This is a genomic window from Aestuariirhabdus sp. LZHN29, assembly GCF_049985285.1.
GTDB lineage: Bacteria > Pseudomonadota > Gammaproteobacteria > Pseudomonadales > Aestuariirhabdaceae > Aestuariirhabdus.
Genome location: NZ_JBNIEU010000002.1, coordinates 175887 through 191263, shown reverse-complemented (window position 1 = coordinate 191263; position 15377 = coordinate 175887). Strand labels below are relative to the sequence as shown.

Below are 15377 nucleotides of genomic sequence, written 5' to 3'. Positions count from 1 at the left end.
ACATCATTACTGGCGACCAAACAACTGCTCAACCTGCACTTCGGGACTATCCGCATCTCCTTCGATGCTATAGCGCACGCTGGCAAACTGCTGCACCTGATCGCCCAGCAACTTGTCAAACACCAATAACCCTCCACCAATAACCGGGTTCGCCAGTACTAGCCCCAAAAGGGGCAGGCTCGCGGTTAGGGGTAGCGTGACCACTAGCTCAGAGTCGATATGGTTCGCGTTCAGGTCAATCGTGCCACTGAATTTGAAATCCGAACTGGGACCATTCACGGTGGAGGGTTCCGCCGTGGTAATCACCCCCTCCTTAAAAGATAAGTGCGAGGATGTCTCATCAAACGAAACTCCCGAGGAGAACAGGTCCGAAAAATCGAGTTTCAACCGCCGCGTGATGGTATTGATGTTGAGAATACCAAAAACACGCAAGGCCCCGGCCTGCCCCGCGTCCAAAAACCGACCCTCTTGCATTCCCCCACGGATGCTGCCGTTAAGCTGCAGAATCGAGAATGCGGCGGGGGAGCCGGGCCAGTTAAGATTAAAACTGTAATCCGCTGACTCGCTTTCCACGTAACGGGAGATGCCCCAGCGCTCCAGCACATCGCCCATATCCCTGATCACCAACCCACCCTTGGTGTAGGTATGGTGACTACCGGCCGCAAATGCCCAGCTCAGGTCACCCGACACATCGGCCTCCCGAACCGTTCCTCGAATATTAAACAGATGCACACCCTCGTCATACGGACGCACATTAACCGCAATATTGCCCCAGGGGGCCTCTCCGAAACGTAGGTCCTCGATATTCACATTTAATGCCGGGAACTCCCGAGGATCAATCGCCTCCCACGGGTCCGTTTCACCCTCAGCCTGCTGCTCTTTTGCCAAAGACACCAGTGCCGGCTCAGAGGAAACGATGAGGGGGTCCTCGGAAAGGATGTCGGCCTCGGGGGGAGGGGACAGGGAGGCTAGCTGCAGGCGATTTAGCTTAAGGTCGATGGGTGTCTCTCCTGCCGCAGATAGCTCTCCACTCAGGTGCTCGGAATCAACCTTGAGCCATTGTCTGGTCGCCGACAGCTCGCCGTCTACTCTGAGCTCGTCAAACGCCTGCCCGTACCCCTCCACATGGCCGATACGCAACTGTTTGATTCGCAGCGGCACTCCACTCTCGCCGCCCTTTTCACCCGCCGGCAGTGCCTGCGCCCAATCCAGCCAGGGCTCCAGGGACAACTGGTCGATCGTCCCAACCAGCAAGATAGCCGACGCGTCCGCATCCAGCTTTGCCGGGGCACCGCCAAACGCCAGGGTACCTCGACTCAAACCGCCATCACGGCTTTGCACCACCCCCGCAAGCAGGGCGCCATAGCGCCACCGAACATCCAGCGCAGGAACCTCATCCACCTCGTCCATCACACTCAGCTGCAGCGAACGCTGCTGATCCGCCTGTTTTCCAAATGGGTTCGGGGCATCGATCCGCACCCCTTGCAGGCGGGTATGGATATCGGTTCGCGTGACCACCGCGCCACCCTGGTTCTCGATCAGCAGACCTCCCTTGTAAGCGGTCTGGCCACGGATCAACTTGCGCGCCAGCGGGATCGTCGAGCCATCGTCTTGCAGCAGTTGTAGCCAGTCGTAAAGACTATCGAGCTGCACCTCCCCATTAAAACGAAAGCGGGCCAGCTGGTTTTCATTTTGCGGCGGCAATGCCTGCAACGTTGCGGGACTCCCGAGCAGGGATAGCTTAAGCGGGTCACTGGTGAGACCTCGCGCCGAATCGTATTGCAAGCGCCCACTCAGGTCATTCAAGGCCAACTGCAGGGGCGCGATCTCAAAACGGTTATTGGAAAAATCAACATCAACCTGATAATGGTCCTCTCCAACCCCCAGCGGGATGGCAAGGTCCAACTCCACACCTATATCCCCTTCCAGTAACCAGTCATTAGCGGCCCCACCCAGAATTTCCGCGATGGGTGACTCTCTCAGCAGCCGTAACGCTCCGCTGCTGTTACTGACCGCGCGCCCCACCACACTCAGTAAGGGGACCTCATCATTGACTGTTGCCGGCACTCGAACCTGGAGCGACTCTATAGACGCCCCCCAGACCTGGGCTTGGGAACTATCCACTCGCACGGCACTGTCGTTAATGATCACCAGGGCATCGGTCTGTTCTACCGCAGGCCATTCTGGTGCGTAGGCGATGGTGGCCTGGCCCACATCGAAAAACAGGCCGACACTGAAATCGTTGTCGATACCGACGTCTTCCAGCGCACCATTCATCATAAAGGCGCCTTCGCGGATATCCCCCGCGACCAGCGCCGAGTCGAGCCAGGAGACCAAATCATCACTGAGCCCGCTTTCCCCGACGGGAATATACTTGCCCGCGGCGCGAACATCACCATTTTGAATACCGACGTGCAATCCCATTGCAACGGGACGCTCGTCAAATGGAATATCCAGGCGGAACTGACCATGAACCTCACCTTCATCACCTTCCAGATGAAGATTTTCGGTCATCAAGGAGTACTGGTTATCCGCTATTTCCCAATAGAGAAATCCTTCCGCTTTGCGGTAGTGCCAGGGTTCCCGGAACAGTTTGAGCAAGCCAAGGGTAAACTGGTCGGAGTCGAGGTCAATATAACCTCGCTTTTTCGAAGCATGTACAAACCCATTTACACCCTTGCCGGAAGGGGCGCTGTTCCAGGCGTCAACGGCAACGTCCACCAGGCGGGCACTGATATCAAAATCTTCTTTTTGGGGTTGGTAGCGGAACTGAATCTGCTCCACACGACCAGAAGGGTTGAGGGTGGAAACCAGCTCCTGGGCCAAGCCGCTCAACAGCGAATTACCCAGCACCAACGCCTTGATCGCATCCAGGTCCAATTGTGGCGTTGCCAGCGTTATCTCGCCGCTATCGTCTCCCTGCAGGTAGAGGTCCATTTGCGGCCACGGGTGCCCGCCCATCGTGAAGGCGATATTTTGCAACCACAGTTGCCACTGCGACGCCGCCTCATAGCCGGCAGACAGGTCTATGTTCAGATCTTCCAGTGCGCGGCTTTCTTGCTCGTGAACCCACTGCAAACGGCCAATATCCAGGTTCCCCTGAGCCTGCCAGCGAGCGCCATCCCAACTTAACCAAAGCTCGGGTTTGACATTCAGCTCTACGACACGCTCATCGACCAGGTGCCTCAGCCAGGGACCCACCTGCAGCATCCCTCCCTGTAGATAGGCATCAAAACGCAGGCGCGAAAGGTCGGTAAAATCCCCCCCCAGAACCGCCATCAGGTGCAATGATTGCTGGAACCCAACCCGACCACGCAGTTCCAGCTGAACCCTGTCGGCGTCAAGATCTACCAGATCCAGCTGTAACTGGTCGAGGGTTCGTGCCGGCTGCTGCCAAGGCTGCACATGCACCTCGCTATTAACCAGCTGCACATGATCGTTACGGTCCACCAGCCCCACCAACGCAGCCAGCCGCTCGGTAATGTCGACCTCCTCAATCGGCTCATCGCCGGGAGCGACATCCCACCCGGAAAGGTGCCAGCGGCCGTCAGCATTTTCCTGCAGATAGATTTCGAGGCCCGACACGAGCATCTCCCTCGATGCAAACTGCCGGGCTTTAAGGGTGCCAAAAAAATCAACCTCCACCGAGATCGACTCAACATGGAGATTGGAGCTAAAGCCTTCGGATTCGGCTCCCGGGGCGATCGTCACATGTTTGGCAACCAGCGCAGGATTAAACCCGCGAAACTCCCCCACCATCGACTCGATGGTGACCTGCGCCCCCAACAGGTCCGATAGCTGCGCCTCGGCTTCCAACCGATAATCCTGCACAAAGGGCAGCAACACACGTCCCGCCACCAGGTAACCACCCAGCAGCAAGACCAGAAACAGAGTTGCCAGCCAGGCCCCCCGGGACAGGTGTAGAACCACTCGCTTCATCGGCGGGGGCCTGTCAGGGGTTCCAAGCGCTGGTGTGAATTACAACAACACCACATCAAATTGCTCCTGGGTGTATATGGGTTCGACCTGAAAACGGATCGAACGGTCAATAAACTCTTCAAGATCAGCTACATTTCCCGACTCTTCATCCAACAGGCGGTCGATCACCGACTGCGATGCCCGCACCAGGTAGGATTCGCTGTCGTAGGCTCGGGCTTCGCGCAGTATCTCCCTGAATACCTCATAGCAAACGGTATCGGCCGTTTTCAAGGTCCCCCGCCCCTCGCACGTCGGGCAACTTTCGCAAAGAGTGTGCTCCAGGCTCTCCCGTGTCCGCTTACGGGTCATCTGTACCAGCCCCAGTTCAGACACGCCCGTAACGTTGGTCTTGGCGTGATCCCGCTCCATCCCCTTTTCCAGCGCACGCAGAACCTGACGCTGGTGATCGCTATCGTCCATATCGATAAAATCGAGAATGATAATCCCCCCCAGATTCCTCAACCGTAGCTGGCGGGCGATCGCCGTGGCAGCCTCAAGGTTAGTTTTGAAGATGGTATCTTCCAGGTTGCGGTGGCCGACAAAGCCACCGGTATTCACATCGATGGTGGTCATCGCTTCGGTTTGGTCAAGTATCAGGTAACCACCTGATTTCAATTGCACCTTCCGTCCCAGGGCTTTTTGAATCTCATCTTCCACGCTATACAGATCAAAAATAGGCCGTTCACCCGGATAGTACTCCACCCTCCCCTTAACCTCAGGCAATAGCTTATCGACAAACTTCTCCACCTTCTGGAAGGTTTCCCGGGAGTCGATACGTATTTTTTCTATATCCGGCTCCGCCAGATCCCGAAGGGTACGCAGGGGTAGCGGTAGATCCTCGTATACATTGGCGGGGGCTTTGCTGGATTTAATCGTTTCGGATATGGTTTCCCATAGCCTTTGTAGATAGCGAATATCGGCCACCACCTCGTGCTCACCGACACCCTCTGCAGCCGTACGCAAAATAAACCCTGCGGGAGTACTCGCCTCCACCCCCTCAAGCGCCGCCTCGACCAACGCTTTGAGTCGATCACGCTCCTCCGGCTGTTCAATACGCAAGGAGATACCAACGTGGGTGGAGTCCGGCATAAGTACCAGATAGCGTGCCGGAATTGAGATATGGGTGGTCAACCGCGCCCCTTTGGTTCCGAGGGGGTCCTTGGTCACCTGAACCACCAGCGATTGGCCATCGTGGACCAGCTGGTTGATCGGCTGCTCCTCTGCGGAGGAATCACGCTCTCCCTTACGGCATAGTTCACTGGCGTGTATAAAAGCCGCACGCTCGAGGCCAATATCAACAAAGGCGGCCTGCATGCCGGGTAGTACCCTGACCACCTTCCCCTTGTAGATATTGCCTACGATGCCACGCTTCTGGGGGCGCTCTATATAGACCTCCTGCAGCACACCGTTTTCTACCACCGCCACGCGCGATTCCATCGGCGTGATGTTCATCAGTATCTCTTCGCTCATGCAAGCACCTGGTAACTGTTCAATCCCTTTAGTATACCCAATAGGGCACTTCGAACTGCGTCAATAGTTCCACTGTTTCGGCAAGAGGCAACCCAACCACACCGCTGTAGCTGCCCTCTATTCGCTCCACGAATGCTGCGCCTCGCCCCTGAATACCATAGCCACCTGCCTTATCGGCGGCCTCACCGCTGGCCCAATAGCGCAAAGCCTGCTCCTCACTGATCGGTGAAAACCAAACCCGTGTGCGACTCAAGCGCGTCGCTACTCGCTCGCCATCGGCCACCGCGACGGCCGTCAGTACCTGATGGTCGCTGGCGGAAAGCCGCCGCAACATAGCAACCGCCTCGTCACGACTGCTCGGTTTACCCAGAATCGCACCCGCCGCCACGACCGTCGTATCGGCGCATAATACCGGCAAGGTGGCCTGCTGTTGCAGCTGCGATTGAGCCGCCAGCGCCTTCTCTTGAGCCATCCGCAACACGTAGCGTTCAGGTGGCTCATGCTGGCGGGGCGTTTCATCGATATCGACGCCATGCTGCTCAAAACAGACCCCTATTTGGGTAAGCAGCTCCCGACGCCTCGGGGAGTTAGAGGCCAGGTAAATTGACGGGGTAGCCATGAGTCCCTCCATGCGGCAGGGCCACTTAGTTAATGCGGTAGCGCCTGCGCAGGTCGCGCAAAATAAGAAATACCAGTGGCCAGACGATGGCGCTGGCGATGACTGACAGCAGGAAGCTCAGGTCAGGGGCCGCGCCCCCGGTGACACTTCTAACCCACAGCGCAACCATCTGGTAGAGCCCAATGACAACAAACACGATAAACGCTTGTTGCGCCACTGGAAACATTCGCATACGCCGGTGCAACCGGGTCATGATAAACGCCGCGATGACCATACCGAGGGCATTCTGCCCCAACAGCGTTCCCTGTATTACATCAAGCATCAGCCCTGCACACCAGGCCCACCCCACACTGATGCGTTCGGGTAGCGCCAGTATCCAGTAGATGGTAACCAGCGCCACCCATTCGGGGCGCACATACTGCCCCCAATCGGGCAGAGGCAGTACCGCCAACAGCAGAGCCGCAGCAAAGCTCAACAGGATCACAATGCCCCCTCGAGGTCTTTGCTCAATCATTGGCACCTCCCTCTGTGGGTTCATTCGCTGATCTGGACTGCGGGCGCTCGGTAAACACCAGTAACAGGTGACTGCTGCGGTTGAGGCGAGCGCTGGGGCGCACCTTCACAAAGGCAAAAGGGTGCCCTGGATCATGCACCACCGAAACCACCGTACCCACAGGATAGCCGCTCGGAAAACGCTGCCCGAGCCCCGAACTAATCAGAAGATCGCCCTCAACAATTTCTGCGGTATTAGGAACATGACGCAGTATCAACTCATCCAGCTGGCCGGTACCACTGGCAATAGCCCGCACACCGTTCCGATTGACCTTCACCGGCAAGCTGTGACTCGTATCCGATATAAGCAACACCCGGCTGGTCAAAGGGCTCACTTCGATAACCTGCCCAAACAGTCCTTCAGCGTCCAATACGGGCTGCCCGACAAAGACGCCCGAAGTCGACCCCTTGTTAACGACCACCTGATGGCGAAACGGATCCGGATCAATACCCACCAGCTCGGCAACCAATACCCGATCATCCAACAAGGCAGAAGAGTTCAGCAGCTCCCTTAAACGCACATTTTCCGCCGTCAACGATGCGAGTTTCTGCAAGCGCCGCTCCAACACCAGGTTTTGGGCGCGCAGGCTGGTATTCTCGTCACGCAACGTATCACGAGATTTTACCGTATCGGCAACCGAACCCCACAGGCTCGCGGGGATATTCGCCATCCACTGCACCGGCGTTACCACCAGGCTGAGCCAGGCCCGGGTTGTTTGCAGATAATCAAAACGGTGATCCACTACCATCAGCCCTAGCGATAAGATCGCCAGAAGCACAACTCGCGTCGCGACCGAAGGGCCTTTGGTAAAAATGGGTTTAATGTCCAGCTCCCGACAAATTACGCGATGAGATTACCTCAATAAACAGAAACGGCGCCCAACCTGGGGCTGGACGCCGAACACAACGCAAACCCAATCACTCCGTAGAGAGCAGGTCAGCGGCGTGCTGATCCATGAGTTCCAGCGCCCTGCCACCGCCACGGGCAACACAGGTCAACGGGTCTTCCGCTACGATAACCGGGAGCCCGGTCTCTTCGCTAAGCAAACGGTCCAGATCACGCAACAGCGCACCGCCGCCGGTCAATACCAGCCCGCGGGTCGCAATGTCAGACGCGAGTTCGGGGGGGGACTGCTCAAGCGCACTCTTGACCGCCTGCACGATCGCCGCCAGCGACTCTTGCAGCGCATCGAGAATTTCGTGGCTGTTGAGGGTAAAGCTGCGCGGTACACCCTCGGCCAAGTTACGGCCCCGGACATCGATCTCGCGAACATCCTGGCCTGGGTAGGCGCACCCAACCTCCTGCTTGATACGCTCGGCCGTCGAGTCACCGATCAGGCTGCCGTAGTTGCGTCGAACGTAGGTCACTATCGCTTCGTCGAAACGGTCTCCACCCACCCGCACCGACTCGGAATAGACAACGCCATTGAGGGAGATAATGGCAATTTCGGTGGTACCACCGCCGATATCCACCACCATGGACCCCTGAGCCTCCTCAACTGGCAAGCCAGCGCCGATAGCAGCCGCCATAGGCTCTTCAATCAGGTAGACCTCCCGCGCGCCCGCACCGAGGGCGGATTCACGAATCGCCCGGCGCTCCACCTGGGTGGACTTACAGGGCACACACTCCAGCACACGAGGGCTGGGTTGCATAAAGCTGCCTTCGTGCACTCGGTTGATAAAGTGCTGGAGCATTTTTTCCGTAACGTTAAAGTCGGCAATTACGCCATCCTTCATTGGGCGAATGGCGGAGATATTACCGGGGGTGCGCCCTAGCATTCGCTTGGCGTCGGTTCCGACCGCGGCAACACTTTTCTGGTTCCCGTGGTGACGGATCGCCACTACCGAGGGCTCATTCAACACGATTCCCTTGTCACGAACGTAGATCAGGGTATTGGCGGTTCCCAGATCAATGGAGAGATCGCTGGAGAACATGCCCCGCAATTTTTTAAACATCAGCTAATAATCCTAATAAGAACAAAGATTTCCGGAGTGGAGCAAACTCTATCAACGCCCGCTGAATAGAGCAACAATTGCGCGCTATTCTTGAGGATTAGCGCTTATTCTGTGCGGCTTTTCGGTAATACCGAGGATGTACCCCGAGTTTTGAGCGGCAAAGCCGGTCGCAGAGGACAACAACAACAGGTTCGATGTACAATGTCGCGCTTTGTTCCCCCCTCAAAAGATCGTCAATACCGGTGACGACGTTGGAGAATCACCATGGCCCTCGACCGTGAAGATGTAAAGCGCATCGCGCACCTCGCCAGACTCTCAATCGACGAGAGCGATATCGAAGGTACCTCTGCCACACTGAGCGATATTTTGCAGTTGGTTGATCAGATGCAGGCGGTAGATACCGCCAACGTAACCCCTTTGGCCCATCCGCTGGATGCTGTGCAGCGATTGCGCCCCGATGCAGTCACCGAAACCAACCAGCGTGAAGCCTACCAACAAATTGCCCCGGCAACCGAGGCAGGCCTCTACCTGGTTCCCAAGGTGATCGACTAAGTACTCGCTCTTAAAACGCCCCTCCGATTTCAGGACAGTTAACGCAATGCATAACAAAACCATCGCCGAACTTTCCCGCGCACTGGCCGCCGGGGAATTCAGCAGCCAGGAGCTGACCCGCCACTACCTGGACCGTATCCAGGCTCTGGACAGCAAGTACAACTGCTTCATCAGCGTAACCGAGGAGCGCGCACTGGCCGACGCCGTCGCTGCCGACCAACGCATTCAGGCGGGCACCGCCACACCCCTCACCGGCATCCCCCTCGCGCACAAGGATATCTTCTGCACGCAGGGCATTCGCACCAGCGCCGGTTCGCGGATGCTGGATAACTTTATCGCCCCCTACGAATCGACCGTGAGCGGGAATCTAGCCGCCGCAGGAACTGTTTTGCTGGGTAAAACAAACATGGACGAGTTCGCCATGGGCTCCTCCAACGAAAACAGTTTCTACGGTGCGGTCAAAAACCCCTGGGATACCGCGGCCATCGCAGGCGGCTCATCCGGTGGCTCTGCCGCTGCCGTTGCCGCTCGCCTGACACCCGCCGCCACCGGTACCGATACCGGTGGCTCGATTCGCCAGCCAGCGTCACACTGCGGCATTACCGGTATCAAACCCACCTATGGCCGCGTATCCCGCTGGGGCATGATCGCCTATGCCTCCAGCCTCGACCAAGCCGGCCCCATGGCCCGCACCGCCGAAGATGCCGCCCTGCTACTGCAAGTCATGGCAGGCCTGGACCCCAAGGATTCCACCAGCGTCGACCAGCCGGTCGAGGACTACAGCGCCACCCTCAACGACTCCCTCGAAGGGTTGCGTATCGGCATCCCGCAAGAGTTTTTTGCCGAAGGGCTCGATAGCGGCGTCGAACACTGTGTTCGCGAGGCCGTTAAGGAGCTGGAAAAGCTTGGCGCCACCGTGACCGAGGTCAGCTTGCCCAACTCCCAGCTTTCGGTGCCTGCCTATTACGTCATCGCGCCGGCAGAGGCCTCCTCCAACCTATCCCGCTTCGACGGAGTTCGGTACGGCTATCGTTGCGAAGCCCCTACCGATCTGGAAGACCTCTACACCCGTTCCCGTGCAGAGGGCTTTGGCGCCGAAGTGAAGCGCCGCATCCTGGTGGGAAGCTATGCACTTTCAGCCGGCTATTACGATGCCTACTACATTCAGGCGCAGAAAATCCGCCGCCTGATCAAAAATGATTTTGTCTCAGCGTTCGAGCAGATTGATATTATCGTGGGCCCAACCGCACCCACGCCGGCCTTTAACCTGGGGGAAAAATCCAACGACCCGGTCGCTATGTATCTATCCGACATCTACACCCTGTCTACCAACCTGGCCGGACTGCCGGGCATTAGCATCCCCGCAGGACAGTCGGCAGGGCGCCCCGTAGGGCTGCAAATGATCGGTAACTACTTCAGCGAAGCGCGCCTGCTCAATATCGCCCACCGTTTCCAGCAGGCAACCGACTGGCACCAGCAGGCTCCGGTCACTACTGACGCATAAAACAGAGACGCTCCGCATACCACGCGGACTCGACGAGAGGTTTAGACGATGGATTGGGAAGTTGTGATCGGGCTGGAGATTCACGTTCAGCTAGCGACGCAAAGCAAAATTTTCTCCGGCGCCAGCACCGCCTATGGCGCTGAGCCCAACACTCAGGCTTGCCTGGTTGATCTTGGAATGCCGGGCATACTGCCCGTGGTGAACGAACAGGCATATCGCTACGCCGTTATGTTCGGCCTCGCTATCGATGCCGAAATCGGCAAACGCTCCTATTTTGAGCGCAAAAACTACTTCTACCCCGACCTCCCCAAGGGCTACCAGACGACTCAACTGGAGCAACCCATCGTGGGGCCGGGACACGTCGACATCCTGCTCGACGACGGCAGTCACAAACGCATACGTATCCACCACGCACACCTGGAAGAGGACGCGGGGAAATCTCTCCATGAAGATTTCCATGGCATGAGCGGCATTGACCTCAATCGCGCGGGCACCCCCTTGATCGAGGTAGTCTCCGAGCCCGATATGCGCTCGGCCGCCGAAGCGGTTGCGTTCGCCAAAAAAATGCACTCCATCGTCACCTCACTGGAGATCTGCGATGGCGAAATGTCACAGGGGTCGATGCGCTTTGACGTTAACGTCTCCGTGCGTCCCAGGGGAACCGAGCAACTGGGCACCCGCACCGAAACCAAAAACCTTAACTCCTTCCGTTTTATGGAAGATGCCATCAAGCTCGAGGTCGAGCGCCAGATCGACCTGATTGAGGACGGTGGCACGGTAAAGCAGGAGACCCGCCTGTACAACGGCGACACCCGTACCGCACGTTCGATGCGCTCCAAGGAGGAGGCCAACGACTACCGTTACTTCCCCTGTCCGGACCTGCTGCCGATAGAGATCGACGACGGCTTTATCGAGTCTGCGCGTGCCGCACTGCCCGAGCTTCCAGACACCCGCAGCGCCCGTTTTATCGAGACCTACCAGCTGTCCGAGTATGATGCATCGGTGCTTGCCCCCGAACGAACAACCGCCGATTACTTTGAGCTTGCCGCCAACACCTGCGGCGACGCCAAACTGGCGGCCAACTGGATCATGGGCGAGCTGGCCAGCCGCCTCAACAAAGAGAATCTGGAGATCAGCGACAGTCCGGTAGACGCTCAGCACCTTGGCGAGATGTTGCTGCGCATCAAGGATGACACCATCTCCGGCAAGGGTGCAAAAACGGTATTCGAAGCGATGTGGAACGGCGAAGGCCATGCCGATGCAATCATCGAGAGCAAAGGCCTCAAACAGGTCTCCGATAGCGGCGCGCTGGAGTCGATGATCGACGAAGTAATGGCCGCGAACCCTGCACAGGTAGAGCAATACCGAGCCAGCGATGACGCCAAGCGCGGCAAGATGATCGGTTTCTTTGTCGGTCAGATCATGAAAGCCTCGCGCGGTAGCGCCAACCCGGGCCAGGTAAACAAGATCCTGTTGAGAAAACTTAACGGATAGAGCGCCCGAACCCAGCCATAAAAAAACCCGCGAGCGCGGGTTTTTTTATGGCTTAAAACTTCCGCCTAGTCTTCGCGCACCTTCACCTCAACACCTTCGTAACGGTCCTCACCCTTTTCGTGGGGCAGAACCAGGTTCAGCACGATAGCGACCAATGCCGACAACCCCACCCCCTGCATACTGAACGACTCGGTTCCCAGGCTCATGCCACCAATACCGGTCACCAGCACCAGTGAAACGATCGCAAGGTTACGCGCTTTGGCCAGATCGACCTGCGCCTTGATCAGTGTATTCAGACCCACCACGGCGATAGAACCGAACAACAGCATCAGAATCCCCCCCATGACCGGTACAGGAATGGTTTGCAACAACACGCCCACTTTGCCGACAAACGCCAAGCCAACCGCAAACACCGCCGCCCAGGTCATTATACGAGGGTCAAATGCCTTGGTCAGCATCACCGCACCCGTCACTTCCGAATAGGTTGTGTTGGGTGGCCCACCCACCATGGCGGCCGCTGTGGTCGCTACACCGTCCCCCAGCAGGGTACGATGCAAGCCCGGCTTTTTGATGTAATCCTTCCCGGTCACGTTACCGATCGCCAGCACATCACCCACGTGCTCGATCGCCGGCGCAATAGCCACAGGAATCATGAACAGGATGGCGCTCCAGTTCCATTCCGGGGCCACAAAATTGGGCAGCGCGAACCAGGCTGCGGCGCCTACCTTGGTAAAATCCACAATCCCAAACGCCATTGCCAGCAGGTAGCCGGACACCACCCCCACCATAATAGGAATCAATTTGAAGATTCCGCGCCCCAATGTCGCGAACAGCAGGGTCACCAGCAATGACGCCAGGGAGATGGTCAACGCAACATCCTGGGGCACCAGTTGAATCGCCCCATCGCCGGTCTTGCCCAGCGCCATATTGACGGCAACGGGAGCCAGACCAAGACCAATCACCATGATAACCGGCCCAACCACAACCGGCGGTAATATCCGGTGCAGAAAACCGGTACCGCGCAGCTTAACCATCCCGCTAAGGGCCACGTACAGCAAACCCGCCGCCGCCAGCCCCCCCAGCGTTGCCGGCAGACCCCAGTTTTGGGTTGAAACGATAATCGGCGCAATAAAAGCAAATGACGAAGCCAGGAAAACGGGCACCTGGCGCCCGGTAATCAATTGAAAGATCAGCGTACCCACACCAGCCGTAAATAGCGCCACGTTGGGATCCATACCGGTCAGCAGCGGCATCAGCACCAGCGCCCCGAAGGCCACAAACAGCATCTGCGCACCGGACAGCACCAACTGTGCCCCGCCCTGTTCTCCCCCTACAGAGGTTGTCATACGTATCTCTCCTGTTGATTTAATTATGGCTCTGCCACTTTATTTATTCGGTCCTGATTCGAGAACCCTTGAGGTACCTGATCTACTTGGTGCCGAAAATCTTGTCCCCGGCATCCCCAAGCCCCGGCATGATATAACCATGCTCGTTAAGGCCATCGTCGATCGATGCGGTAAAGAGCTCAACATCCGGGTGCGCGGCTTGCAGTTTGGCAATCCCTTCGGGTGCAGCCACCAGCACCAGCGCTCGAATATCTCGCGATCCCGCTTTTTTCAGCATATCGATCGCTGCGATCATGGAGCCGCCGGTCGCCAGCATCGGATCGACCACCAACGCGATGCGCTGCTCAATCTTGCCCACCAGCTTTTCAAAGTAGGCCACCGGCTCCAGGGTCTTCTCGTCGCGATACAGTCCCACCACACTGACTTTTGCACTGGGAACCAGCTCAAACACGCCATCGAGCATCCCGAGCCCGGCTCGGAGTATCGGCACGATGGTGATTTTCTTACCTTTTACCTGCTGCACCCTAATACGGCCACACCAACCGTCGATCTCCACATCTTCCAGCGGCAGATCCTTGGTCGCCTCGTAGGTCAGCAGCGCGCCGACCTCGCCAGCCAGGCTACGAAACGCCTTGGTGCTGATCCCCTCCCGACGCATTATCCCCAGCTTGTGTTTTACCAATGGATGCTTGATCTCATGAACGCTCATCTGAATCCTTTAACTCCTGTGGCTATGGTCACGAAACGCCCCCGAATGCGACTTCCGCTCGCAACACGCTAACAGCCCAGTGGCCGCAAAATCAGGTAACGCTAGATGGGAAGGGGTACCGGGTGGAGGCTATCCAGGGGGGGCGTCCCGGGAATCTATTCTATCGGGGCAGCTATCCCCGGAGCAATCAAAAATCCCGCCAAGCTTGCCCTTCTTTAACAAGCGGGGTAATGTTGCGCGTTTATTTCCCCCTACTACTTTATGCCTAGCAGCCGGTGTGTTTATGTCTATCGATCTGAATGAAATCAAGCAGGTTTACGCAGAAGCGGACTGCATCTATACCAATGAGCAGGTTGAAACCGCTCTGGAACGCATGGCTGGCGAGATCAGCGCACGCCTGAAAGACGCCAACCCCCAGATCTATACCATCATGAACGGTGGCCTGGTCACCGGCGGCAAGCTACTCACACACCTTGAATTCCCACTGCAAGCTGGCTACATGCACGCCACCCGCTATCGCGACGAGATCTCCGGCGGAAAGCTGGATTGGCTGGTACGCCCTACCCACTCGATGGAAGGTCGGACCATTTTGGTCGTTGATGACATCCTTGATGAAGGCCATACTCTGGTTGAGGTGGTAGAGCACTGTCGCAGCCTGGGTGCCAGCGAGGTGCTGACTGCGGTGCTCATCGACAAGCTGCACGAGCGCAAGGCGATCCCGGGCATGAAGCCCGACTTTGCTGCACTGGAGATAGAGGACCGCTATATTTTCGGCTATGGCCTCGATTACAAGGGGTATTGGCGCAACGCCCCCGGTATATTCGCCCTTAAAGGTCATTAAAGACCATCAAAGACAATAGCGGGGCCACTGCCCCCTTCACCCAAGGAGCCCCTATGCTGCAAAAAGACAAACAGAAGGTTATTGGCGAGGAGCTGGACGACGCACGCATCAAAGCCCTTCTTGAACTACGCAACGAGCAGGGCTCCGTCGACGACTTCCACCTGCTGACTCGAGCCTACCGCGCCCTGCGCGCCGATGATTTTGCACGTTTTATCCATTTTTACTGCGAAGCCGGGCACGATATCAACGCTGCAGACCACGAAGGCACAGGGTTCATCAGCGTCATCAGCCGCCACGATCACGCGGTTCACTACTGCGACATCATGCGTAAAGCGGGTGCAGAAGGTTAACTACGC

Annotated in this window: 13 protein-coding genes; 5 read left to right on the top strand and 8 right to left on the bottom strand. The window is 57.3% G+C overall.

Annotated features, from left to right (window positions below; translation table 11 throughout):
* Positions 1–6: 6 nt before the first annotated feature.
* The 6 genes from ACP3PW_RS07525 to ACP3PW_RS07500 form a co-directional block, all read right to left on the bottom strand.
* Positions 7–3939: a YhdP family protein gene (locus tag ACP3PW_RS07525; RefSeq protein WP_426416075.1), complete on the bottom strand. Its 3933-nt coding sequence runs from the start codon at positions 3937–3939 to the stop codon at positions 7–9.
* Between the two features lie 39 nt (positions 3940–3978).
* Complete coding sequence (rng, locus tag ACP3PW_RS07520; RefSeq protein WP_426416074.1) at positions 3979–5448, bottom strand: ribonuclease G; 1470 nt, start codon at positions 5446–5448, stop codon at positions 3979–3981.
* Positions 5449–5476: 28 nt separating this feature from the next.
* The gene (locus tag ACP3PW_RS07515) at positions 5477–6067 is read right to left on the bottom strand and encodes a Maf family protein (RefSeq protein WP_426416073.1); all 591 of its coding nucleotides are present in this window, start codon (positions 6065–6067) and stop codon (positions 5477–5479) included.
* Between the two features lie 25 nt (positions 6068–6092).
* Positions 6093–6581, bottom strand: a complete 489-nt coding sequence (gene mreD, locus ACP3PW_RS07510; RefSeq protein ID WP_426416072.1) for a rod shape-determining protein MreD — start codon at positions 6579–6581, stop codon at positions 6093–6095.
* On the bottom strand, positions 6574–7434 hold the full coding sequence (gene mreC, locus ACP3PW_RS07505) for a rod shape-determining protein MreC (protein ID WP_426417021.1): 861 nt from the start codon (positions 7432–7434) through the stop codon (positions 6574–6576). Before mreC ends, mreD begins: the two co-directional genes overlap by 8 nt.
* 103 nt (positions 7435–7537) lie before the next feature.
* Positions 7538–8575: a rod shape-determining protein gene (locus ACP3PW_RS07500; protein ID WP_426416071.1), complete on the bottom strand. Its 1038-nt coding sequence runs from the start codon at positions 8573–8575 to the stop codon at positions 7538–7540.
* 264 nt (positions 8576–8839) lie between these two features.
* On the opposite strand from ACP3PW_RS07500, the gene gatC reads away from it, so the two are divergent.
* From gatC to gatB, 3 genes are read left to right on the top strand one after another with little or no spacing between them, the layout of a single operon-like run.
* Positions 8840–9127: an Asp-tRNA(Asn)/Glu-tRNA(Gln) amidotransferase subunit GatC gene (gatC, locus tag ACP3PW_RS07495; RefSeq protein WP_426416070.1), complete on the top strand. Its 288-nt coding sequence runs from the start codon at positions 8840–8842 to the stop codon at positions 9125–9127.
* Positions 9128–9173: 46 nt separating this feature from the next.
* Positions 9174–10631, top strand: a complete 1458-nt coding sequence (gene gatA / locus ACP3PW_RS07490) for an Asp-tRNA(Asn)/Glu-tRNA(Gln) amidotransferase subunit GatA (protein WP_426416069.1) — start codon at positions 9174–9176, stop codon at positions 10629–10631.
* Between the two features lie 48 nt (positions 10632–10679).
* Positions 10680–12125: an Asp-tRNA(Asn)/Glu-tRNA(Gln) amidotransferase subunit GatB gene (gatB, locus tag ACP3PW_RS07485; protein ID WP_426416068.1), complete on the top strand. Its 1446-nt coding sequence runs from the start codon at positions 10680–10682 to the stop codon at positions 12123–12125.
* Positions 12126–12190: 65 nt separating this feature from the next.
* Here gatB and ACP3PW_RS07480 read toward each other — a convergent pair whose 3' ends face one another.
* Entirely contained in the window at positions 12191–13471 is a 1281-nt protein-coding gene (locus ACP3PW_RS07480) for a uracil-xanthine permease family protein (RefSeq protein ID WP_426416067.1), read from the bottom strand.
* An 82-nt stretch (positions 13472–13553) separates the two neighbouring features.
* Positions 13554–14180: a uracil phosphoribosyltransferase gene (gene upp / locus ACP3PW_RS07475; RefSeq protein ID WP_426416066.1), complete on the bottom strand. Its 627-nt coding sequence runs from the start codon at positions 14178–14180 to the stop codon at positions 13554–13556.
* A 283-nt stretch (positions 14181–14463) separates the two neighbouring features.
* Here upp and ACP3PW_RS07470 point away from each other — a divergent pair, with 283 nt between their 5' ends.
* Complete coding sequence (locus tag ACP3PW_RS07470; RefSeq protein ID WP_426416065.1) at positions 14464–15021, top strand: hypoxanthine-guanine phosphoribosyltransferase; 558 nt, start codon at positions 14464–14466, stop codon at positions 15019–15021.
* 53 nt (positions 15022–15074) lie between these two features.
* Positions 15075–15371: a PA4642 family protein gene (locus ACP3PW_RS07465; RefSeq protein ID WP_426416064.1), complete on the top strand. Its 297-nt coding sequence runs from the start codon at positions 15075–15077 to the stop codon at positions 15369–15371.
* Positions 15372–15377: the final 6 nt, after the last annotated feature.